Below are 22674 nucleotides of genomic sequence, written 5' to 3'. Positions count from 1 at the left end.
GGGACCGCCCCTACACCCGCGAACAGGCCTGCTTCCCCCCAGGCTCCATGGGCGTCGACAAATACTGGTCCCCCGTCAACCGCGTCGACAACGCATACGGAGACAGAAACCTCATCTGCACATGCCCTCCAATGGACGCATACCAAGAAGCCGCTGAGTGAACCTTGATGCAAACAAAGCCCCGCCAAGCCGTTGGCGGGGTTAACCCAAGGCAGCAGGGAGTTCCCTTTCCGGCGCTCAGCAAACCGGAAGTGTTGAAGAAAATGAAACACTACGTCGTGCAAAATGATCGCTCAGACAAGGCTGGGTCCTTTGCCTCGGTCTCTGAGCGTGTTCGGAACATTGATGTCATTGTGCACAACGGTGCCGACAAAGCGTCTGCTGAAATTGTTGTGGATTTCTACCGGGCTTTGAACAATCTAGTAGAGGGTGATACTTACATCGTAAATCTGCGCATTCTGGCCGAAGACAAGGTTGGTGGACCTCTTTATTGGGCCGGGCGGACGGCCATCTTCTGGGGTGACCTTGAACACAACTGGAGCCTTGATGGCGAGCAAAAGGTTTGGGCCTCGCAGGTCATAAATCTGGCGTCCCGAACTCTTTTGGTAGGAAATGCGGTGATGCTATTGGCACAGCCCGGGCGTTCTGATCGTCAGGTCGCGGCGGTACATCCCTGCTTGGAGCCAGCCGCGTCAGAATTGGGAATGGAAAGTTGCGGCGCTTCCACACATCTGTGCTCGAAAGGACGTCTGCACAGCGCGAATGCCCGAGTTAGCTCTTTGAAATTGTTGGCTGATTTGGTTTCCATAGATCATGGTGAGCATCTTGCGGATGAATTGCGCAGGTATGTCGGACTGGAAGAGCCGCAGCAGGCGACAGAAAGTCAGGTGGCAAATCGGCTGATCCGCAGATCCAATGGGGATGAATTGGTCATTCTTACCTTGGCGATCATGTTAAAAAACATCGAAGACCCTCTGAGCATCTCGGATCTGTCAGAAGCAGTCGGGACGTCGGTCCGCCAGCTTCAAAGACGTTTTCAACTTAGGACAGATGCCAAGCTTTTAGGGTCGTATAAAGAGCTTCGGCTAGAGAGAGTTCTGAGCCTCCTCAAGCATACGGACATGCCGCTGGCGGAGATCGCCGCTGCAACGGGTTTTTCTTCTCGTCCAGCGATGGCACGTGCCTTTTTTGATCACTACAGATCACGACCTGAAGACAGCAGGAAACGGCGCTATCTCGGCAGCGCGGCCAGCTAGTTAAACCCGGTCGGGCCGTTGGTTCGCGTCCTGGGTAACGCTCGATCTGCGCAGTTAGATCGAGTGGTCTAACCGCAGTAACGTTGATTGCGTCGCGCGTGCTTCGGTCGAGGTCATTGCATGCATATTCCGAATGCCGTGTTGGCATCGGGTCACAACATCCCTTCTATTTTTGCAAGCGTTGACGAATTGACGGCGACACCATTCACGCGCGCAGTGAGGCGTTTTGCATTTCGCCCGTCGCCTGGCAAATGAGAGCCTTCTTGCGCGCGGATCGCCGCGACCAGACCGGAAACTCCGGTCTCAAACGCGCCCTGTGCCGTGGCACCGGGGTCAATCGCGATAAAGAACTGCCCTGTTTTGGGAGGGCCACCCGCCGTACCCGAGAAGGGCGAGGCGTTGATGCCCAGGGTGGCTCCTGTCAACGCAGCCGCCAAAAGCTCGACCATCAAAGCAACGCCGACGCCCTTGTACCCGCCCGAAGGGGCCATTGAACCCTTCAAACCGACCTCAGGGTCAGTGGTTGGGTTTCCATCGGCATCCAATGCCCATCCGACCGGGATCGGTTTGCCTTCGCGCGCGTGTTTCATAACCTCGCTTTTGGCGATCGTGCTGGCGCTTTGGTCGATCAGCAGTGCGGGCTCACCGTCCGGTCCGGGCGCCGCGACGGAAAACGGATTGGTGCCCACGACAGGTTTGGACCCGCCCGACGGCGCGATCGAGGCCGGAGCGTTGGTGAAACCAAGGCCAACCAGCCCGGCCTGTGCCAATCGATAGGTGTGATACCCCAGAACGCCACAGTTATAGCTGTTGTTGATGGCCAGAACCGCCACGCCTTGTTCGCGCGCGGCTGGGATCAGGGCTTCGAACCCCTTCTCGATAGCCGAATGTGCAAAGCCTGTTGCTGCATCTACGGTCACCACACCCGGTTTGGGATGGCTCAGAACAGGCATGGCCAACCCGTCGACCTTGCCGCATTGGACATGCTCACAGTAGATCGGAATGTAGGCCAGTCCATGGCTTGCAACCCCATCCGCTTCGGTCGCCGCAGTGGCCATCGCCAACGGTCTGGCATTCTCTTCCGAGGTGCCGGCCGCCACCAATGCGCGGAAAGACAGGTCTTCGATTTCGGCGAGTGTCAGGGTTCGGATGTCAGTCACGTGCGTCTCTTTTCAGTCATTGTCGGAAAGCCCTGCGCCTGCCCCAAGCAGGCGGGATTCCTCAGTTGCGGGGGCATATGTGTGATGTGCGAATTGGTTCAGAGCATCCCAGTCAGTTGGGGTTGGATGCGCGCGGCTTTGATGCTCGCGCGGCATATCCAGTTTGGCGCCTTTCTTGATAGTGACCCGTTGCGCTTTGTCGGGGAAATCGTCGGGTGAATACAGGCGCGCGCCATCTGTCACTGCTTGAACACTGTCGAATTCGATTTGCAGCGCACATTTCTGGATGCGAGCTGCGTTCGACACAAAGGGCAGCAACAGGGCAGGGGCCACAACGGGTTGCATTTCGATTGCACCGGCGTCCAGAAGCCGGGCGGTGTCGGACAGCAAAGGCCCAACTGAAAGGGGGCAAAGGTCGCCTTCTGCACGCCATCGACCATCCAGTTGTTGAGGCCGGTGATTTGCAGGGTCCGTTGCAAATCCAAGCGCTAGAAGCCTCGCCAATATCCCTGCGCCGTCCAAGCCTTGTGCGCATAACCAACGCGTCGCCTTGCCCGCCTCTTCAGCCTGTCCCCACGAGTAGCCCGCGCCACGCGTCGCGCGTTTGGCGGTTGCCTCTATTTCGTTCAGTGACAAATTCATGCCGTCGCCTGCGGATAGACCCAAAGATCAGCGTTTTCGCTGGTCAGCTCCTCGGGGTACGGCGCGCCCGCGTACATGCAGATCCTTACCCACCGGTCCGAGCGCGGATCGAAATGCGTCGCGCCAAAGAACGAGAGCTTTGCCCGCAGCATATCGATGGGCAGCACCTTGTCGCTGATCGTATTGTCCCGGATTTCGCCGTAGGGCGCCGTTCTGGCCACCTGAGCGCGCCTGATCGTATGCCGATGTTCCGGGTGGCGCAGCAGGAATTCGGCCACCGTTTGGGCACCTTCCCAATCACTCAGCGCCGAGTAGGCTGCACAGGCATCCCGCGCTGGTGCCAGGGGTTGTTCATAGTTTTCTATGGGTTCTTCGAACCGTTCCCCCATGCGGGGTTCCAGCTTTTCCTCGGACACGTACCAGGCGCGGGCGCAGTTTTCGGGCGCCGTCCAATCCAGCCCGAGCGCCCAGCCGTGCGTCTCTTGGATCAGCGCGCGCACGTTCCTAATGGACATCGTCCCATCGATGACAAACGCCTCGGACCGGCTGTCCGCCATGCAACTCGCCAAGCCGTCTACAAGGTCCTCGTACGGTTCCAGAACCAACGAGGCCAGATACTCCTGCCCTTCTTCGGTAAGCGCAGTTTCCGACCAGCGAATAAGCCTGTCCCAAGGGTGGGGGTTAGCCAGCCGGTCAGTCGTCAGATACTCGGAAATCGCGCGCAGGTCGGCGTTTAGATCTGCGAGCTTTTTGACCTGTATCGGATGTTCGGATCGCCACCATGAAATCGAAAGCTGGCTGCGCTGGAAAAGCTCTTGGAACTTGTTGATTTCGGCAGTACTGGCAGTTTCAACAGACCGAACGCGGGCCAGCGCCTCTTCCCGCACCATAACCCAGTTGTTGAACAGAACAGGGTGGTTGACGATGAACGGAGCCATTCCGAGGCCAGTGGAGTTCCCGATCCCCAGCCAGCGCGCGACATCCGGATCCAGCTTAGCAGCTTGATCGCCACCCTTGACGGCAGCCATGTGCTGGACCAGGTCCCGCACAAAAGTCCGGGTCAGATAGACCGATAACATTTCGACCTGAAAGGGGGCTTGCGTTTCAGGCCGGTCCGCGACCTTTTCGCGATCCGCGGCCCCGAACTTGCCCGACCCGTAAACGGCCGTCGTGCGCATCAGGTAACCGACCTGATGGATTTGGCTTAAATCCGGTTGCTGCCCCGATGCCAGCGAGTCTACAACATGATTCCACAGTCGGACCGAACGATTGGCGCGGGACAGGGACAGTTCGGTTTCGCTGACACGCCCGGCCTCTTGCAGCGGCACGTTTTTGGACAGCCTCTCAATATCGGCCTCGGTTGGAATCCCATCGAACAATGCGAAAGTCGCGTCCCATGCGTCGGCAATCACGCGGTCCGAGCGTTTTTCGGGGGGCAGGTCATGGGCGAATGCCACCAGTGAGTATGCCCGCTCTGGTCCCTGTGCCGTGTAGACTGCTGTGCCCACTCCCGCATCATCAATGTCAAAAACCGGGCGCGAGAAGGACCAGTCCTCTCTCGCCATGCGACGGGTGAGCTGCCGCATAAAGCTCAGCCGACATTGATGAAACGATCCAAGCCGCGACAGCCGCATGACGGTGGCCGGGTTTCGTCTTTCGATCTGTGTCTGCGCCTGTTTTTCCATTCAGCTACCCTTGAGGACCGAAATTCTCGGCAAAGAACCTGTACCAGTTGCCACCCATGATCCCGGCAACTTCGCTGTCATTCAGGCCGGTTGCGCGCAATCCGCTTTCGATGTTGCCAAAGTCCCGGTTATCCCGGAACCAACTTGGCATTGGTGGGAAGCCGGCATTGCTGGCCGAGCCCTCACCGTAGTCGATTTCCTTCGTCCAACGCCCAACACGCATCCATTCGACCACGCTGTCAGGTTGATCCTGACACAAATCCGTGCCGATCCCGAGGTGTTCTGCGCCATATTTCTCGGCTGTCCGCGCGATCATCTCGCAAAAGCTGTTCAGCGTGCAGTCCGACTTGTCCTTCAGGTGATGAGGATAGACCGAAAAGCCCAACATCCCACCGTTTTCCGTGACCGCTTGGATCACCGCGTCGCGCTTGTTGCGCAGGGCAGGTGCCCACTCGTGCGGGTTAGCATGCGTGATCGCGATCGGACGTTCGGACAATTCAGCGGCTTCAATGGTGGATCGGTCCGCCGAATGGCTCATGTCCACCACAAGCCCGACGCGGTTCATCTCTTTGATCACCTGACGTCCCATGCGGGTGATGCCGGTGTCTTCGGTCTCATAGCAGCCAGTGGCCAGCAGAGACTGGTTATTGTAGGTCAGCTGCATGAACCGGGCACCTAACATGTGCACGATTTCGACCAGCCCGATGTCGTCTTCGATAGGCGACGGGTTCTGAAAGCCAAAGAACACAGCCGTGCGTCCGGTTTCGCGCGCTTTGTCTATATCGCTGGCCCAGAGACCCTTCATGATCAGGTCCGGGTATTGCTCGAACCACTTGTTCCACTGCTCAAAGTTCAGGACGGTTTCACGAAAATTCTCGTGATAGGCGATGGTGACGTGGATCGCGTCCACGCCGCCCTCACGCAATTGCCGAAAGATCTTTTCGGACCAGTTGGCGTATTGCAGCCCGTCGATCCGCATCACATCGGCTTTCCGGCGCTGATATAGGCGGTTTTGACCGTCGTATAGAACTCGGCTGCAGCCTTGCCCTGTTCACGCGGCCCATACGAGCTGTCACCGCGCCCGCCAAACGGCACATGATAGTCTGTCCCAGCTGTAGGCAGGTTCACAGTCACGACCCCGGTGCGCGCGTTACGGCGGAAATGTGTAGCCCGTGCAAGGCTTTGCGTGACAATTCCCGAGGTCAGGCCGAAATTGGTGTCGTTAACGGTGGCGAGCGCCTCGTCATAGCTGTCGACTTTGATGACCGAGGTCAGCGGCGCGAACATTTCTTCACGATTGATGCGCATATCGTTGGTGGTGTTCAGAAACACGCCGGGGCTCATGTAATAGCCGTCATGGGACATGTCCAAACGCTGCCCACCGCAGGCCAGTTCAGCCCCTTCGGATTTGCCCAGGTCGACATAGGCGAGGTTTTCCGCAAGTTGCTGCGCGCTGACGACAGGCCCCATCTGGGTGCCCTCTTCCAGCGCGTGACCCACTTTCATCGCTTGCGCGCCTGTCACCAGTTTTTCGACAAAAGCATCATGGATGGCGGAATGAACCACCAGCCGCGACGTGGCGGTGCATTTTTGACCGGTGCCGCCGAATGCGCCGCCAAGGGCCAGAGTAACTGCAAGATCCAGATCGGCGTCATCCATAACGGCCAACGCGTTTTTCGACCCCATCTCCATCTGCACCTTGGTCAGGTTTTGAATGGCCGCAGCCGCGATGCCTTTGCCAACCGGCACTGACCCGGTGAACGAGATCGCGTTGACCTTGGGGCTTTCCACCAGCCTTTGCCCGATGGATCGGCCGGACCCCATGACAAGGCTGAAGAGGCCTTTGGGAATATCCTGACGGTTGATGATCTCGGTCAGGGCCACAGCAGACGCCGGAGTGATGTTGGCGGGCTTCCAAACAACGGCATTGCCATAGCAAAGCGCCGGAGCGATTTTCCAGGACGCGGTCGCAGTCGGGAAGTTCCAGGGGCTGATAACAGCGACAACGCCAACAGCCTCGCGCCGTACGTCGACCTCGATATCGGGGCGAACCGAATCCGCATTCTCGCCGATCTGGCGCAGACACTCGGCTGCGTAATAGGTAAAGAACTGCCCCGCGCGATAGACTTCGCCCTTGCCTTCGGCCAGCGGTTTGCCTTCTTCGCGGCTGAGCAGCGTGCCGAGTTCTTCTGCACGCGCCATCAGCTCGTTGCCGATGTTCATCAAAACAGCCTGCTTGCGCTCCAACCCATACGCGGCCCATTCGGCCTGCGCTGCACGGGCCTGATCCAGTGTTGCGTCCAACTGGTCCGCGCTGGCCTGTGCGAAGTTTCCGATCAGGTCGCTCAGGTCTGAAGGGTTGCGGTTTTCGATCTCGCTTTCGCCAGCGATCCATTCGCCAGCGATCAGGTTTAGTTTGGTCACAATAGGCCCCACGACAAATCAAGTTGCGGGCAGAATGGACTCTGATCGCAATATCAGTCAAACTCAAACAAATTAACTCAACTTCAGAAAAAATGAAATATGGCAATCAAGATCGAAATGCTGCGCTGCTTTTGTGCCGTCGCGCAAACCGGCAACCTGTCCGAGGCCGCCGACCGTCTTGGTCGAACGCAATCCGCAGTGTCCATGACCCTGAAACACTTAGAAAGCCATCTGGGCAAAAAGCTATTCGTCGGAGAGCGAAAGAATCACCTGTCCGCATTGGGCGAGCAGGTGTTCGAGATGTCCCAAAAGCAGGTGCGCCAGTTCGACCAGACCGTGCAATCTATCGAGGCGGCAGCTCATTCCGCCAACGGCCTGATCCGCATCGCGTCAGTACCTTCAGTCGCCGCGCTGGTTTTCCCCTCTGTACTCGAGCATATGACCCGGCGATTTCCCGGCCTAAAGGTCGAGCTGCGGGACACAGACACGCAACAGGTTTTAGACGCCCTTGCCGAAGGGAAAGCGGATCTGGGAATTGTGTCCGGGCTTCATCCGATGAAAGGCGTCCAGACGATACCCTTGTTCGAAGACCAATTCGGATTGGTTTGCGCCGCTGATCATCCCCTCATAACAAGACCCGCACCGCCGACTGTGGATGATGTGAATGCTGCCTCTTTCGTTCGAAATGCCTTGTGTGATCTCATTCAGACTCCAAGTTTTGTCCAGGCAATCGAAGATGCGGACATCACCATTCACAACACGCATTCGCTGATAACGATGGTCCGCACCGGTAAATGGGTGACGATATTGCCGCAAACCGTCGCGCGGTTCATCCCGCAGAGCACTGCGTTCCGGGCTTTTTCTGACCTGCCCGACAAGCGACAGGTCTATTTGTGCGTGAAGGAACGTCCTCGTTTTCAGGAACAGATAGAGGAATGCAGCGCATTCATTTTGAATAGGAAACTGATCTGAAGGTACCAGGGTGCCCTTATTGATCAACTCTTGGGCGAGGGCGTTCCGTTCCGAAAGGTTTTGCGTCGATCCAGCGCGCTGAACGGTTTTCGAACGCCTTATTCACTGTCAAACAGCAAGCTTGCTCCTGCCTCAGCGTCCCCTTGCCGATATGCCTTTGTTGATGCACACTTATACCCAGAGGAGGGATGTCTGCCTCATTGCGGGCTCTGTTGGCGGACGGACCATCGCTTTGGGAGGAGTGCGTGATGACATCCAAAACTGCAGGCTCCAAACCACCGGACAATCTGACACCGCAGCGGAATACTGTGCCAGACGTCAACAGGGTTACAGCAGATGACATTACCGCTTCTTTAAAAGCGGGCTTCTCCGACTTTCTGGCCCGACCCTTCATGAGCGGATTCTTCGGATTGTTCTACGCGGCGTTTGGCATCCTTTTCGTGTGGGTGCTTGTCTGGCTGGGTAAGATTTGGATGATCATCCCGGCCGCTGTCGGCTTTCCACTGGTCGCGCCGTTCGCAGCAGCTGGCCTTTATGAAATGTCACGTCGATTGCAGAGGGGCCAGAGTTTCGTCTGGTCAGATATCCTGACCGTCATGGCCGATCAGCGCAAGCGTGAGATGGGCTGGATGGCATTTGTCACCTTGTTCATATTTTGGGTGTGGATTTACCAGGTCCGGCTATGGCTTGCGATCCTTCTGCAGGATGCGTCTTTCTCAGATTTTGGTGGGTTCATGCACACCGTTTTCTTTACCCCGAAGGGCTGGACCTTCCTCGCAATCGGTACTTGCATCGGTGCTTTCCTGTCGTCGGTTCTGTTTTCGGTGACGGTAATTGCGATGCCCATGCTGCTTGATCGGGAAACGGATTTTGTTTCGGCTATGCTCACATCAATTCGTGTGGTCACCGAAAGCCCGGTTGTCATGCTGGTCTGGGGGGCGATCATTTCGATCACCATGCTATTGTCGATGGTGCCAGCGTTTTTGGGCCTGATCTTTACACTTCCGATTTTGGGACACGCCACCTGGCACCTGTATCAGCGGGCCGTTCCACCGGTAGAAAGCTAAGTTACCGTCAGACTGAGGCGCTGCCTGTGATTGCGGCTTTGGAGCTAAGGATTACGGTGGCTGGTTTGCTTTAGCGTGCCGAGTTTTCCGGCTGAATCCGGCTGATTTATCGAAAAACTGTAAAGATGAGACGTTAACCCTGTGCCTGGGTCGAAAAAAAACTCTCTTTTTCAACCGTTTGTAGTGGCCTACGGGAAACCCCCAATTCCTTGCGGTGAAGGGATTCATTAAGTTCGAATCATCCAAGGAATTACTGCGGACAATACCACTTTTCCCCGTGAGGGGCTGGCTACTTACCCCCTCGGCCGGCCCCTCAATAACCCCTCAGAAATGATACCGAGCTGGCCGTCAGGCCTGTGTTTCCAACTGATGCACTGCCGTGCGCACCAGTGCGGGCAATTCATGCGTGTCGCTGTAGCTGTGGGTGTGTGGAATCTCTGCCAACGGCGTTTTTCGGTATCCTTCGGAAAACAGCAGGAACGGCACTTTGGCCCGATCTGCGGTTTCTGCATCGACTTCGCTGTCGCCCACAAAAAGGCGGGGGCCTGCGGACGTTACTGCATCGAAACTGGCCAGCAGCAGCTTAGGGTCCGGTTTGCGCACCGACAACGTGTCGCCGCCAAACACAGTGTCGAAATGATGCGCAAGGTCCAACGCCTCAAGAACGTGGCGGGCAGGGCCTTCGGGTTTGTTTGTGCAGATGCCAAGAACACAGCCCATTTCACGCAAATGTGTCAGCGCCTGTTGAACGCCGGGGTAAGGAACAGTCTTGTCGCTGGACGCTGCATTGTAGTGTGCAAGTGTTAGTTGGGACAGTTCGGCGTTGCGTTCCATCGGCAGGTTACAATGTTCGATGACGCGCGCAACCAGATTGGGCAAACCCTTGCCCACGAACTGTTTTATCGTGTCTTGCGGCAGAGGTGCGGTGTCGACATCCTGCAGCATTCTGTTGGCTGCCGCGGCGATATCCGGCAGGCTGTCGATCAAAGTGCCGTCCAGATCGAACATGATAGTCGCTGTCATCACAGTCCCCTTGATTTACCCGCGTCAGACCTAACCTGCTTGTTTTCGTTGCGCAATCATCTGCGACGCTGTGATGTTTCGTATTGGCCTTGACATACCTGAGTAAATTAATCAGATTACCGGAAAGACCCCCGCAGCCAACCCAATTCGGGTCAGCCAAACATTTGAAAGCGCGAACCAAACAAGGCCCTTCGCCCGAGAACCCACTGGAGTTGTCCTGATGAATGTGCAGAACCCGAATCCCAGCCAGTCCTACGCGGTGTCCATGCTTCCGGCTCATAAGGCCGAAGACCTGACCAAGGGTGGCAATCTGGCCCATATCGAGTTGGGTGACCAGTTGTACACCCTGCGTATCACCCGTGCCGGCAAGTTGATCCTGACGAAATGAGCGCTCCTTCCTCGCGCGGCGGTGCTGCGGTTGGGCGTCTGTCTGACCTTAGCCCGATAGAAGCTGGCGCCGTGATGTACCTTCGGCTTTGGAGCGAAAGCCCAAAAGCCCGCGAGGATGCGGCCAGCGATTTTGAGATTGCACTTGGCCTGGATCAGGGGCGCGCCGCCATGATGACGCTGGATCGCCTCTGCGGGCTGTGCGCCCATCACGGTCGCCGCCCTCTGGTGCGTCACGGGTTAAGCTGTTCCTGCCTCGGTGCGGATGAGAACTGTTTTGCCCAAATGATCGCGGCGGCCTCCGAAGGTGACCGTGAAGACGCGATGATGATGGCGTCGCTGATCGTGCGGCCGGATTACGCTCCGGCTCTGGCCTCTTTGTCCGAAGAGATGGGCATGGTGCTGCGCCGCATGACAGCGTCGGTGCCACTGCCGACGACCGGCCACAAGTCCCCCTCTGCCGTGCTGCACTAAGCAGCGCGCAGATACAAAACCCCGGCACCCTCGGGCCGGGGTTTTGTCATTTCAGCAGCACCCACAGCCCGCGTGGTGATGTTCGTGGTCGCAGACGGGGGCAGGGGTGTAATCACCAACTTCGGACAGTACTGTGCGCAGCGTCCACAGGATCATGTCGATGTCTTCGGCTTCGATGGTCAGGGGCGGTCGGATTTTCAGGATGTTGTCCTTTGGCCCTTCGCTGCCAATCAGAATGCGATGATCGCGCATACGGTTCTTGACGTATTTGCAGATTTCGGTGCTTTCCGAGCCATCCGGGTTGATCAGTTCGACCCCGACGAACAGGCCCATACCCCGCACATCGCCGACGCAGGCAAACTCGGAGTCGATCTGGCGTAGCCCATCCATCAAACTGGCGCCCATAATCCGGGCATTGTCCTGCAACCCTTCGTCATCGACGATATCCAGAACCTCTTTCCCGATCCGGCAGGATAGGGTCGATCCACCAAAGGTCGAGAAAAACTCGATCCCGTTGTCAAAGCTTTCTGCAATGGCCTTGGTTGTGACCAGCACGCCCAGCGGATGGCCGTTGCCTATGGGTTTGCCCATGACAACAATATCCGGCAGCGCGCCTTGGTGTTCAAACCCAAAATAGTATTCACCCAGACGCCCTAGCCCGGTCTGAACCTCATCGGCGATGCAGACGCCACCTGCCGCCCGGATTTTCTCGTAGACGGCGGGCAGGTACCCCTTTGGCGGAATGATCTGACCGCCGACGGATGGGAAGGTCTCGGCTATGAAACCGGCGAGGCCGTGGCCTTTGGCCTGCAACGCGGCGATCGCGGGGTCCACCAGATCTGCGAACTTGTTCGCGCGTTCCGCGTCATCGCGCTTGAATGATCCGCGATAGTCGTCGGCGACCTCGACCAGTTCGACCCAATCGGCCTGTCCGATCCCACCGGGCTTGTTGAACTTGTAGGCCGAGATCGCAACAGCCGCGTTGGTGTTGCCGTGGTAGCCGTGATCTGGCGTCACGATGCCCTTGGCCCCGGTATGCGCACGGGCCAGACGCAAGGCGAGTTCATTTGCCTCGGTGCCGGAATTGACGAAGAAACAGACCTCGAACTGATCCGGCAGCTTGGACAGCACTTTGTCGGCAAAGGCTGTCTGGGCCGGGTGCAGATAGCGCGTGTTCGAGTTCATTCGCTTGAGTTGGTCCGCAGCCACCGCCTGAATGCGCGGGTGTGCGTGACCCACATGCGGGACGTTGTTGTATGCGTCCAGGTAAGGCCGCCCCCACTCGTCGAACAGGTGATGTTTCCACCCGCGCACCAGCATGACCGGATCGTCGTAGGTCAGGCTGAGGTTCCCACCGAAATGATCATGCCGCCCTTGCAGGATCGCGTGCTTGTCGGTCGGGCGATAAAAGACTTTCTCGTCCGGCAGGTTCAGCAGGGCCGCAGGGTTGGGGCAAACCGCGTGCCACAGCTCCATCTCGTCCGGGTCGCCAACACCGGGCCAGTCGTTCTGCATGCCGTCGGTTGTCAGGGCCAGCTGGAAATGCACATGTGGGGCCCAGCCGCCATTTTGCGAGGCGTCGCCCAGCCGTGCAAAAGCCGCGCCCTGCGCCACCGGATCGCCCGGCTTCAGCCGATCGCAAACTTCGGGGTCCAGATGGCCGTAGAGCGTGTAGAACGGGTCGCCTTCGGGTGTTTCGTGTTGCAGGATCACCACGCCGCCATAATCCAGATGCGCATCACGGTTTTCCACGGCCTCGACCCGACCGCTCATCGGGGCATGCAGCACGGTTCCGGCCGGGGCGAATACATCCACGGCCAGATGCACCGTCCGCCGATCCGAGGCTTTCCAAGGCCCCTTGCGGAATGCGGGTTCGGCGTAGATCAGGCGGGGTTCGTTGTAGTAGCCAAGCCAGAGCCCCTCTCCGAATTCCTCGCCCACGCGCGCGGCTTCATCCAGCGGCATGTGGAACGGGTTCTGTGGCCAGGTCGAATTCTCGACAGACAGCGATCCCATGGGAACTTCGTTAAGATCCTGTTCGAACATTTCAGCGAATTGCCCGCGATGTTCGGACAGGTAGGCGTGGATACGCTCTGCCCCATCCGTCACGGGTAGCCCACATGCGGCACGCAGCCGCGCGGACATCAGGCCACCATTGACCGCATCGTTCTCGAGAAACCGCCATGCCGGGGCCTGGCTGATCGTCACATACGGATCATTCGGGTTCTCGGCCGCCATCAGGGTCGAGTTCACTACGGACACCGCCAGCCGCATGCGCAGTAGGGGCCAGATCAGATCAACCTCGTCCGCCCGCAACCGGTTTGCGGCGTGATAACCGCGCACCAAAGCGGTCAGCGCCTGTTCGGGTTTTGGGTGGTCCAGAACAATATACGCCCCGGCGATAGCCAGATCGCAGATGCGCGGGGCCGCACACATATCGCCCAGATCAATCAGGCCCGAGATGGTCTGACGTTGCCCAAGCTCGCCTTCGACCAGGATGTTGTAATCATTGGCATCATTGTGGATGGCCTGTTTCGGCAAACCCGCCAGACGATCTGATATAGCTTGAAAATCCGCAGAAATTTCGGACAGCAATGCACGCCGCGTCGGGTCGGCAACGGCGTCCAGCTTGTCTGTGACCCAACCCGCTTGAGTGAGATCCCATTTAAAGTTCGGACGGTGCAGCCCTTCATGCGAGAACCCCTCAAGCGCCCGGTCGGTGGCCCCCAGAACCCGGCCGAGTTTCAGGATCAACTCGTCTGACTTCGGCGCGGCCTTGGCGTAGCACTGACCGGGCAGACACTCCAGCAGCCACACCAGCCGAGGCTGTTCGTTCTGATCAGGAATTTCTGGCAGGACAGCGCCGTTGAGATCGGGGTGTACTGCAGGGAAGGGCAGTCCTGGAGCTTCGAGGGCGATATGCTTCAGCGCCTCGACCTGAAGGTCAATCAACTGGGCTTCGCAGCCGGGACGCATGACTTTCAGAACATAATCCTGCCCATTGGTGGCGCGGACCAGAAAGTTCAGATCATATTCGCCGTCCAGCCGGCTCAACTTGGCCTCGAGCCCCCAATGGGTGCGCAGGGCGAGGGCCCAGAAATCGGTCAGTTCAGCCATTGGGCTACCTCTTTAGTCCAGCGCGCGCAGGCGTTTAAACAGCGAGGACGTGTCCCAGCGCCCGCCGCCCAGTTTCTGCACGTCCTTGTAGAATTGATCGACCAGCGCGGTAACGGGCAGCGAGGCGCCGTTTTCGTTGGCCGTATCCAGACAGATGCCAAGGTCCTTGCGCATCCAGTCCACCGCGAACCCATAATCAAAGTGATCGTCCAACATCGTTTCATGCCGGTTCACCATCTGCCAGCTGCCGGCCGCGCCCTGGCTGATCACTTCAACGACCGCACGTCCATCCAAGCCAGCTTTCTCGGCAAAATGCATCGCTTCGCTGAGGGCCTGAACCAGGCCCGCGATAGCGATCTGGTTGCACATTTTGGTCAACTGACCCGCACCACTTTCACCAATGCGGCGGCAGATCTTGGAATAGATCTGCATGATCGGTTCGGCCGCATCATAGGCGGCTTGATCCCCACCGCACATGATCGAAAGAACACCATTCTCCGCGCCCGCTTGTCCGCCCGAGATCGGAGCATCGACGAAGGCGATGTCTTGCTTTTGTCCAGCGGTGTAAAGTTCGTGGGTCACGCCGTCAGATACGGTTGTGTGATCGACAAAGATGGCGCCGCCCGACATGCCGTGGAATGCGCCGTCCTCTCCGGTGCAGACCATGCGCAGGTCGTCGTCATTGCCGACGCAGGCCATGACGAATTCGGCACCTTGAGCCGCCTCGCGTGGGGTCGCAGCCATTGCGCCGCCGTGTTCGGCAACCCAGGCCTCGGCCTTGCTTGCGGTGCGATTAAAGACGGTTACCTCATGACCTGCGGCTTGCAGGTGACCGGCCATGGGATAACCCATGACCCCCAGACCAAGGAAAGCGACGTTTGCCATTTTGTGATCCTCTCTGCTGTCCGGTGCATTGCTGGGATCAGCAGGCCGGATTGTTTAGCAGAGACAAACCAAAGCGACGGCCAAAGGGCAACCCCGTGTCACGTCTTGCCGCCCAAATCCTGCAGGATTGGACAATCAGGCCGGTCATCACCTGCACAGGCGTCGATCAGGTGGCTGAGGGTGTCGCGCATGGCATTCAGGTCCGCGATCTTGGCCTCGATTTGGGCCATATGCGCGCGGGCGACCTTTTTGACATCTGCGCTGGCACGGGTTTCATCCTCATACAGCGCCATCAGGGTGCGGCAATCTTCAATCGTGAAGCCAAGCGCGCGAGCGCGTCCCAGAAAGTTCAGCTTGTGGACATCCTGACTGCGGAACCGGCGGTATCCGTTGTCATCGCGCAGGGGTTTGACCAGACCGATATCCTCGTAATACCGGATGGTCTTGGCGGGCAGACCGGTCTGGGTTGCAACGTCTCCGATATTCATGAGGTCACCGTTTGGGTTGAGTGGTTGTCTGAACCCTCGGGCAGGCTGGCCCGAACCCGGCGCAGTCGCAGAGCGTTTGACACGACAAAGACGCTGGACAGCGCCATCGCCCCGGCGGCCAGAGCCGGGGACAACAAATGGCCGCCAAACGGGTACAGAACGCCTGCGGCGACAGGGATCAGTAAGATGTTATAGCCGAAGGCCCAGCCCAGGTTCTGCCTGATGTTGCGCATGGTGCGGCGGCTGATCTCGACGGCGTTGGCCACGCCGCGCAGGTCGCCCGACATCAAAACGACGTCAGCGGTTTCAATCGCCACATCTGTTCCAGTTCCGATGGCAACGCCAGTGTCCGCTGCCGCCAAGGCCGGGGCGTCGTTGATGCCATCCCCGACGAAGGCAAGCGTTCCGAACTGGTCGCGCAACGCGTTGATCGCGGCCAGCTTGCCATCCGGCAGGACTTCGGCCGTGACATGGTCGATGCCCAGTTTGCTGGCCAGCGCTTGTGCCGTTCGGGCGTTGTCGCCCGTAACCATCGCAAGGGTCAGTCCCATCTCGTGCAAACGCTCCAGCGCTTGTTCGGTGCCCGGTTTGATCGGGTCAGAGACCGCAAGCATCGCGGCAGCCCGACCGTCTATTGCAACGAACAAAGGTGTGGCCCCTTCAGCTGCGCGCTGGTCAGCCTCGGTAGCCAAATCAGTTAGGGGGATGCCGTTTTGCTCCATTAGCCGGGGCGAACCGATCAGAACGTTGCGCCCTTCAGCCGTAGCCTGGACACCAAGACCCGTGAGCGACTGAAAACTCGAAACCTCGGGCAGGTCAGACGGGCCAGCGCGAGTGATTGCGGTGGCAATTGGGTGCTCTGACTGGGCTTCGACAGCCGCCGCAAGTCGCAGAACCTGATCGCGATCAAAGCCGTTGGCTGTTGTGACGCTCTCCAATTCCGGCCGCCCCAGCGTCAGCGTCCCGGTCTTGTCCAAAGCAATCACCTTGGACTGCTGTAGTTGCTGCAGGGCATCCCCTTTGCGGAAAAGTACGCCCAGTTCGGCTGCCCGCCCGGTGCCCACCATGATCGAAGTCGGCGTCGCCAATCCCATGGCACAGGGGCAGGCGATGATCAGAACTGAAACCCCGGTAACCAGTGCCAGCGGCAGCGCGGGTGCAGGGCCAAATATCAGCCAAATTGCGATCGTCAGCAGAGCGACTGCAATCACCGCCGGCACGAAGCGCTCGGTGATCCGGTCGACAAGACCTTGAATGGGCAGCTTCGCACCCTGCGCCTGCTCGACCATTTGGATAACCTGCGCCAGTACCGTGTCGGCACCGACGCGCGTCGCGCGTACCCGCAATGCGCCGGTGCCATTGACCGTACCGCCAACGACCTGATCAGACAGCGCTTTGCCGACCGGAACGGGTTCACCGGTAATCATGCTTTCATCAACATACGAAGTGCCATCCAGCACTTCGGCATCTACGGGAACGCGTTCGCCGGGGCGGATTTGCAGGACATCGCCCACCACGATGTCGGCGATGGGGCGATCTGTGAACGTGCCGTCCTGTTCCACACGTGCAGTCTTGGGTTGTAACCCGACCAGCTTACGGATCGCGGCCCCGGTCCGGCCTTTGGCGCGCGCCTCCAAGACGCGGCCCAAAAGGATAAGGACGACGATGACCGAAGCAGCTTCGTAATACACATTGGCGCTTCCTTGCGGCAGGACTTGCGGCGCAAACGTGGCGATCAGGGAGAACAGGTAAGCTGCTCCGGTGCCTAGTGCGACCAAAGAGTTCATGTCCGGCGATCGGTGTAACAGCGACGGAATGCCCTTGAGGTAGAACATGCGCCCCGGACCAAACAGAATGACCGAGGTCAGCGCGAATTGGATGAGATGACTGGTCTGAGTGCCGATTGTTGTGTGAACCCAGTGGTGGAAGGCCGGGATCATATGTCCGCCCATTTCCAGAATGAACACGGGCAAGGCCAAAACTGCGGCAAAGATCGTCGCGCGGGTCAGGGCGTGTGCCTCTTCTGTCCGGGCATGATCCACTTGATCATCAGCAGCGCCGTTTACCACCCGCGCCGGGTATCCGGCTTGATCGGACACTGCCGCCAGCTTCTGGGGGGTCGTCGCTCCGTCGATAAAGGTGACAACTGCACTTTCGGTGGCAAGATTGACCTGCGCATCAACGACGGCGGGATCAGCTGTCAGCGCCTTTTCGATTTTTGCCACGCACGAGGCGCAATTCATCCCGCCGATTTTCAACGTCGTCTGCCTGTTCGCCGCAGGATAGCCCGCATCAGCAAGGGCGTTTGTCAGGTCGTTGACTGGTCCCGAGTGGGCAATCTGCGCGGTTTCCGTCGCGAAATTGACCGATGCTTCGGTTACGCCCGGAACGGAACGCAATGCAGTTTCCACGCGACCCACGCAGGACGCGCAGGACATGCCCGAGACTTTCAGCTGTGTTGTGTGTGGCGCGGCCATGCGACTCATCCCAAAGAGGTTCTGCCCATAGATGGGGGTTCCAGTCACGGGAAGGTCAAGAGCTTTAGCACGTTTTTCAGCCCTTGTGTAGGTGTCACCTGTTGGCAAAGGTTTGCAGCAAAAGCGAGTTGTAGGCCTCAGGCGGAGGGGGTCTTACGGCCTCGGGCGATGCGAAGAACCCAAACATCACGGCCGCCGTGGTCAGCGCAAAGCCTGCCAAAATAATACCGGCCATATTCAGCGTGGAACGTATCATGGGGAAAGTCCTTGTTCGGAATAGATTTTACGTTGCAATGCAGTCAGGATCGGTTTTCCAGTTCCTGCTTTAGCCGTTCATTTTCTGCCTGAAGCTGCGCCAGTTGTTGCCCCAACCTGTTCAGGTGCGGCCGAAGTTCGGCTTCGGTAAAGCGCGGTGTGATATGGCGAGGGCAGTTCCAGTCCAGTCCCTCGACCCGGATGATGACGGCACGTTCGGCCGGTGCCTCGGCGTCTTCGGGGTAAAGGCTGGCAGCAGCGGCCTCGCCTTCTGCAAATTCGACTCGACCCAGGATTTTCAGACGGCGCTGGTTGGCATAATCCATCAGGATCATGGCAATCCGGTCATTCCCGTCCAGGTTCCCGCGCGAGATGTACTGTTTGTTGCCCGAGAAGTCAGCATACCCGATTGTCCGCGGCCCCAGAACCTTGAGGAATCCAATCGGACCCCCACGATATTGAACGTAGGGCCACCCGGTTTCGGACACGGTAGACTGATAGAACCCGTCTCTGGCCTCGATGAATGTTTTTTCCGCCTCACCAATTTCATGACCTTGTTGCGGGCCTTCTTCGATGAACTTGGAATAGGTCTTGGCAGACCCCATCCGTTCCTGATGCGCACGGACAGCGGGGGTGAAGGTCAGTTCTGAAAAGGCGCGAGGCATGGGGTGTCCTTTCAAAGTCCCAGATCAGACAGGCCGGGATGATCATCGGGGCGGGGGCCTTGCGGCCAGAAAAACAGTCGCTCGGTTTCGGCAATCGGAAGGTCGTTCAATGATGCATGACGCTCGGCCATGCGGCCGTCTTCGGCAAAACGCCAGTTCTCATTCCCGTAGGACCGAAACCACTGACCACTGTCGTCCCGCCATTCATAAGCATAGCGCACGGCGATGCGATCTCCGGCATAGGCCCAAAGTTCCTTGATCAGCCGATACTCCAGCTCTTTATTCCATTTGCGGGTCAGGAAGGCGTGGATTTCGGCGTGGCCGCTCAGGAATTCGGCCCGGTTTCGCCATTGGCTGTCGTCGGTATAGGCGGGGGTCACAATTTTCGCGTCACGGCTGTTCCAGGCGTTCTCGGCCATACGCACTTTTTGCGTGGCAGTTTCCAACGTGAACGGGGGGAGAGGAGGGCGTGTCATGCGCAGGTCTTTCAGGTCAGTGAGGCCGCTATCAGAGCTATAGTTAGCAAAAGGGGGACATATTGTGCGGGGAAGGGTCTGGTGTGGCGTCTCATGGGATCGCTCCAAAGTTTACTGATCGGTACATCTTGTCGAGAAAGTGTACCGATCGGTAACCTTTTTCAAGTATCAATTTGAAAATTCCTCAGAGCTCCGCATGGTGAGGGGTTTTTATGTCACAAAAACAAATACTTGGGTTGGTCGTGTTGCGACCGACAAATCGACGCATTATGTACCGATCAGTACATTAAGGAGCCGAATCATGCGCCCGAACAAACGTGATGAGCTTGTCAGCAAGGCTTTAGAGGTCTTCTATCGGGATGGGTTCCACGCAACCGGCATGGATAAACTGGTCGCTGAGACGGGCGTGTCGAAAACGTCGATGTACAAGCATTTCCGTACAAAAGAAGACCTGATCCTTGCCGCACTTCGATTGCGGGATGAGAATTTTCGTACATGGTTCATGCGCCGGGTTTCCGAGCTTGCCGATACGCCAGCCGATCAGTTGGTCGCCAGTTTCGATGCGCTGGGCGAATGGTTTGAAGAAGACGGGTTTCGTGGATGCATGTTCATCAAAGCAGGCGCTGAATTTCAGGAGAAGTCTCATCCGATCCACCTCCAGGCGGCCGAGCACAAACGCCTAATCCTCGATTTTTATACGGATCTGGCGCGTCAGGCTGGAGTGCGAAACCCCGAGGCTTTGGGGTGTCAGTTGCTGTTGCTGAAAGAGGGTGCAATCGTCACGGCGGTTCTGGTCAAAAGCTGCGATCCGGCCAGAGACGCCAAAGCCGCGGCACGTGTCTTACTGGATTCGGCTTTGTAGTGACGCGATGACAACGTGCCAGAGTGGCGCGGTCGTCGAAAAAGACGTTGCGTAGCAATCCTGTGCGCGGGTTGGTTTGAGGGGGCTCCAAAGCTACCCTGATGACAATCAGACACGGGAGAAACCAACATGTCGCTATTCACGCCGACCGCAAAATGGGTCACCGAAGAGCACCAGATGTTTGCTGAAATGGCCAACCGGTTCATGGACGATGAACTTGTGCCGAACATTGAGCGCTGGAATCAGAACGGCATGGTCGATCGCGACTTCTGGAACAAGGCCGGTGAGATGGGCTTGATGGCTGGCGCGATCCCCGAGGAGTTCGGCGGCGTAGGCGGCGGTATCGGGTTTGACGCGGTCACTTTGTATGAGCAATCGGCGCGCGGTGACTCGGGTTGGGGTTTCGGCATTCAGTCGATCGTTGTCCATTACCTGACCGCCTACGGCAGCGAGGATCAAAAACAGAAATGGTTGCCGCGTCTGGCGTCCGGCGAAATGGTCGGCGCCCTGGCCATGACCGAACCCGGTACCGGCTCGGACGTGCAGTCTATTCGTACGACGGCGGATAAGGACGGGAACTCCTATCGTATGAATGGGTCCAAGATCTTTATCACCAACGGTCAGACCGCCGACTTGATCCTTGTGGCTGCCAAAACGGACAAGACCCAGGGATCCAAGGGCGTATCGCTGATCGCAGTCGAAACCGACGGAGCAGAAGGGTTCCGCCGGGGCCGCAATCTCAAGAAGCTTGGAATGAAGGCTAATGATACGGCTGAGCTGTTCTTTGAAGACGTCAAAGTGCCCATGACCAACCTGATCGGCCCGGAAGAAGGTCAGGGCTTCTATCAGATGATGAAGCAGCTGCCCTGGGAACGTCTTACAATCGGTATCATGGCACTGGGCGCTATTGATTTCGCGATTGCCGAGACCGTTCGATACACGCAGGAACGCAAGGCCTTTGGTCAGCGCGTCATGGATTTCCAGAACACGCGTTTCAAACTGGCCGAGTGCAAGACCAAAGCCGAAGTTCTGCGCAGCTTTGTGAATGACTGTGTCGCGCAGCTGGAAGATGGGACGTTGGATGCCGCGAAGGCCTCGATGGTCAAATATTGGGGGTCCGAGGTGCAAAACGAGATCATGCATGAATGCCTGCAGCTGTTCGGCGGCTACGGCTTCATGATGGAGTATCCCATTGCGCGCCTCTACGCCGATGCGCGTGTCCAAATGATCTATGGTGGTACCAACGAGATTATGAAGGAACTCATCGCCCGTTCGTTGGACAATTAACACGGCGCGGGCTCCCGCCCGTCGTCAACATTTTTGCAAAACGTCTCCTTCCGTTGGGCCGTGCAGGCGCGGGCATCGCCCGCACCTGCACGGCCCGCCCCGCCGTCCGCAGGACGCAAGGTCAAAGGCCGCGCAGTTGCGCGTGACGACGAGACGAATAGCCTCAGGCGGACCTCAGTTGGTCCTGCAGCCAAGTCCGGAATGAATTCAATGGCTCAGACACCGGTTTGGATTGGGGCCAGACAAGGTAGAAATGCCCCAGGCTGACGCGAGGCCCGTCCCAGGCGGGAACCAGCCGGCCGGATTGCAGGTCTTGCTCGATCAGGTAGCTGGGCAGTAGCGCCGCGCCCAACCCATGGATTGTGGCCTGAACCATTGTCGAGAACTGATCGAACAACATGCCGCGCATCCCCGAGGCATCGCGCCCCTGTTCCGCGAACCATCGCTCCCACGCATCCGGTCTGGTTTCCAAGTGCAACAGCGGGGCCGCCATCAGCCAGTCCAGACCCTTATCCTGTTCGGGCAAAAAGTCCGGCGCGCAGACCGGCAGCACCTCTTCTCGCATAATCGGAAGGTAATGCACCCCGGGCCAGTCCTTCTGACCAAAGTGAATGGCGGCGTCGTAATGTTCGGTCTGGAAGTCGAAGGGCTTGAGGCATGTGCTCAGATTCACGGTCACTTCGGGGTGGTGGCGGGCAAAGTCCTGCAGGCGGGGGGCCAGCCAATGCATCCCAAAGGCGGGCAGGATCGACAGGTTCAATGACCCGCCGGTTGGGTTCGCTTTCAGCTTCAGCGACGCCTGCGCCAGTTGGTTCAACGCGGTGCGAGCCACCTCAACATAATCTTTCGCTGCGGGCGTGAGGTGCAGTCGCATCTGATTGCGCTGGATCAGCGCGACACCCAACTGTTCTTCCATCGACTTGAGCTGACGGCTGATTGCGCTTTGGGTCAGCGACAGCTCTTCGGCGGCGGCCGAGGCGCTGCCAAGGCGATCAACCGCCTCGAGCGCCAATAGAGAGGGGATCGAGGGCAGGAACCGGCGGGGTCCAATCATATGACTAATCCTCATACC

At 58.2% G+C, this 22674-nt stretch carries 21 protein-coding genes; 7 read left to right on the top strand and 14 right to left on the bottom strand.

The genetic code is table 11. The features are described from left to right. The first annotated feature begins 167 nt into the window (after positions 1 to 167). Complete coding sequence (locus J7416_RS16190; RefSeq protein WP_209226247.1) at positions 168 to 1256, top strand: helix-turn-helix domain-containing protein; 1089 nt, start codon at positions 168 to 170, stop codon at positions 1254 to 1256. Between the two features lie 152 nt (positions 1257 to 1408). Here J7416_RS16190 and J7416_RS16185 read toward each other — a convergent pair whose 3' ends face one another. The 5 genes from J7416_RS16185 to J7416_RS16165 are packed head-to-tail and all read right to left on the bottom strand — an operon-like array spanning position 1409 to position 7167. Beyond that, positions 1409 to 2416 carry an Ldh family oxidoreductase gene (locus J7416_RS16185; protein ID WP_209226246.1) on the bottom strand — a complete coding sequence of 336 codons (1008 nt, stop codon included), beginning with the start codon at positions 2414 to 2416 and terminating at the stop codon, positions 1409 to 1411. A 12-nt stretch (positions 2417 to 2428) separates the two neighbouring features. Continuing rightward, positions 2429 to 3058: a DUF3726 domain-containing protein gene (locus J7416_RS16180; RefSeq protein ID WP_209226244.1), complete on the bottom strand. Its 630-nt coding sequence runs from the start codon at positions 3056 to 3058 to the stop codon at positions 2429 to 2431. After that, complete coding sequence (locus J7416_RS16175) at positions 3055 to 4743, bottom strand: hypothetical protein (protein WP_209226242.1); 1689 nt, start codon at positions 4741 to 4743, stop codon at positions 3055 to 3057. Before J7416_RS16175 ends, J7416_RS16180 begins: the two co-directional genes overlap by 4 nt. A gap of 4 nt (positions 4744 to 4747) precedes the next feature. Continuing rightward, positions 4748 to 5722, bottom strand: a complete 975-nt coding sequence (locus tag J7416_RS16170; protein ID WP_247744336.1) for a membrane dipeptidase — start codon at positions 5720 to 5722, stop codon at positions 4748 to 4750. Further along, positions 5722 to 7167, bottom strand: coding sequence for an aldehyde dehydrogenase family protein (locus tag J7416_RS16165; protein ID WP_209226238.1), 1446 nt, complete (start codon positions 7165 to 7167; stop codon positions 5722 to 5724). The genes J7416_RS16170 and J7416_RS16165 overlap by 1 nt, the downstream gene beginning before the upstream one ends. Before the next feature lie 99 nt (positions 7168 to 7266). On the opposite strand from J7416_RS16165, the gene J7416_RS16160 reads away from it, so the two are divergent. Together J7416_RS16160 and J7416_RS16155 are read left to right on the top strand one after the other, a co-directional pair. Further along, complete coding sequence (locus tag J7416_RS16160; RefSeq protein WP_209226235.1) at positions 7267 to 8139, top strand: LysR family transcriptional regulator; 873 nt, start codon at positions 7267 to 7269, stop codon at positions 8137 to 8139. A gap of 248 nt (positions 8140 to 8387) precedes the next feature. Then, complete coding sequence (locus tag J7416_RS16155; RefSeq protein WP_209226233.1) at positions 8388 to 9206, top strand: DUF2189 domain-containing protein; 819 nt, start codon at positions 8388 to 8390, stop codon at positions 9204 to 9206. Between the two features lie 348 nt (positions 9207 to 9554). On the opposite strand, the gene gph is transcribed toward J7416_RS16155, so the two are convergent. Continuing rightward, positions 9555 to 10229, bottom strand: coding sequence for a phosphoglycolate phosphatase (gph, locus tag J7416_RS16150; protein WP_209226231.1), 675 nt, complete (start codon positions 10227 to 10229; stop codon positions 9555 to 9557). Positions 10230 to 10449: 220 nt separating this feature from the next. Between gph and J7416_RS16145 the strand changes: the two genes are divergently transcribed. Further along, the gene (locus tag J7416_RS16145) at positions 10450 to 10617 is read left to right on the top strand and encodes a hemin uptake protein HemP (protein WP_082637147.1); all 168 of its coding nucleotides are present in this window, start codon (positions 10450 to 10452) and stop codon (positions 10615 to 10617) included. Then, positions 10614 to 11090 (top strand): hypothetical protein, encoded by a 477-nt coding sequence (locus J7416_RS16140; protein WP_209226229.1) that lies wholly within the window; start codon positions 10614 to 10616, stop codon positions 11088 to 11090. Before J7416_RS16145 ends, J7416_RS16140 begins: the two co-directional genes overlap by 4 nt. Positions 11091 to 11141: 51 nt before the next feature. Here J7416_RS16140 and J7416_RS16135 read toward each other — a convergent pair whose 3' ends face one another. The 7 genes from J7416_RS16135 to J7416_RS16105 form a co-directional block, all read right to left on the bottom strand. Then, entirely contained in the window at positions 11142 to 14207 is a 3066-nt protein-coding gene (locus J7416_RS16135) for an aminotransferase class III-fold pyridoxal phosphate-dependent enzyme (RefSeq protein ID WP_209226227.1), read from the bottom strand. Positions 14208 to 14219: 12 nt separating this feature from the next. Continuing rightward, positions 14220 to 15143 carry an NAD(P)-dependent oxidoreductase gene (locus J7416_RS16130; protein WP_348540282.1) on the bottom strand — a complete coding sequence of 308 codons (924 nt, stop codon included), beginning with the start codon at positions 15141 to 15143 and terminating at the stop codon, positions 14220 to 14222. A gap of 47 nt (positions 15144 to 15190) precedes the next feature. Then, the gene (gene cueR / locus J7416_RS16125) at positions 15191 to 15580 is read right to left on the bottom strand and encodes a Cu(I)-responsive transcriptional regulator (RefSeq protein ID WP_209226223.1); all 390 of its coding nucleotides are present in this window, start codon (positions 15578 to 15580) and stop codon (positions 15191 to 15193) included. Next, positions 15577 to 18057: a heavy metal translocating P-type ATPase gene (locus tag J7416_RS16120; RefSeq protein WP_209226220.1), complete on the bottom strand. Its 2481-nt coding sequence runs from the start codon at positions 18055 to 18057 to the stop codon at positions 15577 to 15579. The genes cueR and J7416_RS16120 overlap by 4 nt, the downstream gene beginning before the upstream one ends. 94 nt (positions 18058 to 18151) lie before the next feature. Beyond that, positions 18152 to 18313, bottom strand: a complete 162-nt coding sequence (locus J7416_RS16115; protein ID WP_209226218.1) for a hypothetical protein — start codon at positions 18311 to 18313, stop codon at positions 18152 to 18154. 43 nt (positions 18314 to 18356) lie between these two features. Continuing rightward, the gene (locus J7416_RS16110; RefSeq protein ID WP_209226216.1) at positions 18357 to 18977 is read right to left on the bottom strand and encodes a pyridoxamine 5'-phosphate oxidase family protein; all 621 of its coding nucleotides are present in this window, start codon (positions 18975 to 18977) and stop codon (positions 18357 to 18359) included. Between the two features lie 11 nt (positions 18978 to 18988). Further along, the gene (locus J7416_RS16105) at positions 18989 to 19453 is read right to left on the bottom strand and encodes a nuclear transport factor 2 family protein (protein ID WP_209226213.1); all 465 of its coding nucleotides are present in this window, start codon (positions 19451 to 19453) and stop codon (positions 18989 to 18991) included. Between the two features lie 301 nt (positions 19454 to 19754). On the opposite strand from J7416_RS16105, the gene J7416_RS16100 reads away from it, so the two are divergent. Next, positions 19755 to 20315, top strand: a complete 561-nt coding sequence (locus J7416_RS16100; protein WP_209226211.1) for a TetR family transcriptional regulator — start codon at positions 19755 to 19757, stop codon at positions 20313 to 20315. A gap of 129 nt (positions 20316 to 20444) precedes the next feature. After that, positions 20445 to 21602, top strand: coding sequence for an acyl-CoA dehydrogenase family protein (locus J7416_RS16095; protein ID WP_209226209.1), 1158 nt, complete (start codon positions 20445 to 20447; stop codon positions 21600 to 21602). A gap of 163 nt (positions 21603 to 21765) precedes the next feature. On the opposite strand, the gene J7416_RS16090 is transcribed toward J7416_RS16095, so the two are convergent. Beyond that, positions 21766 to 22656 (bottom strand): LysR substrate-binding domain-containing protein, encoded by an 891-nt coding sequence (locus tag J7416_RS16090; RefSeq protein ID WP_209226208.1) that lies wholly within the window; start codon positions 22654 to 22656, stop codon positions 21766 to 21768. Between the last annotated feature and the right edge of the window lie 18 nt (positions 22657 to 22674).

This window comes from Ruegeria sp. R14_0 (assembly GCF_017743975.1).
Classification (GTDB): domain Bacteria; phylum Pseudomonadota; class Alphaproteobacteria; order Rhodobacterales; family Rhodobacteraceae; genus Ruegeria.
This window is presented reverse-complemented; position numbering and strand designations above follow the sequence as displayed.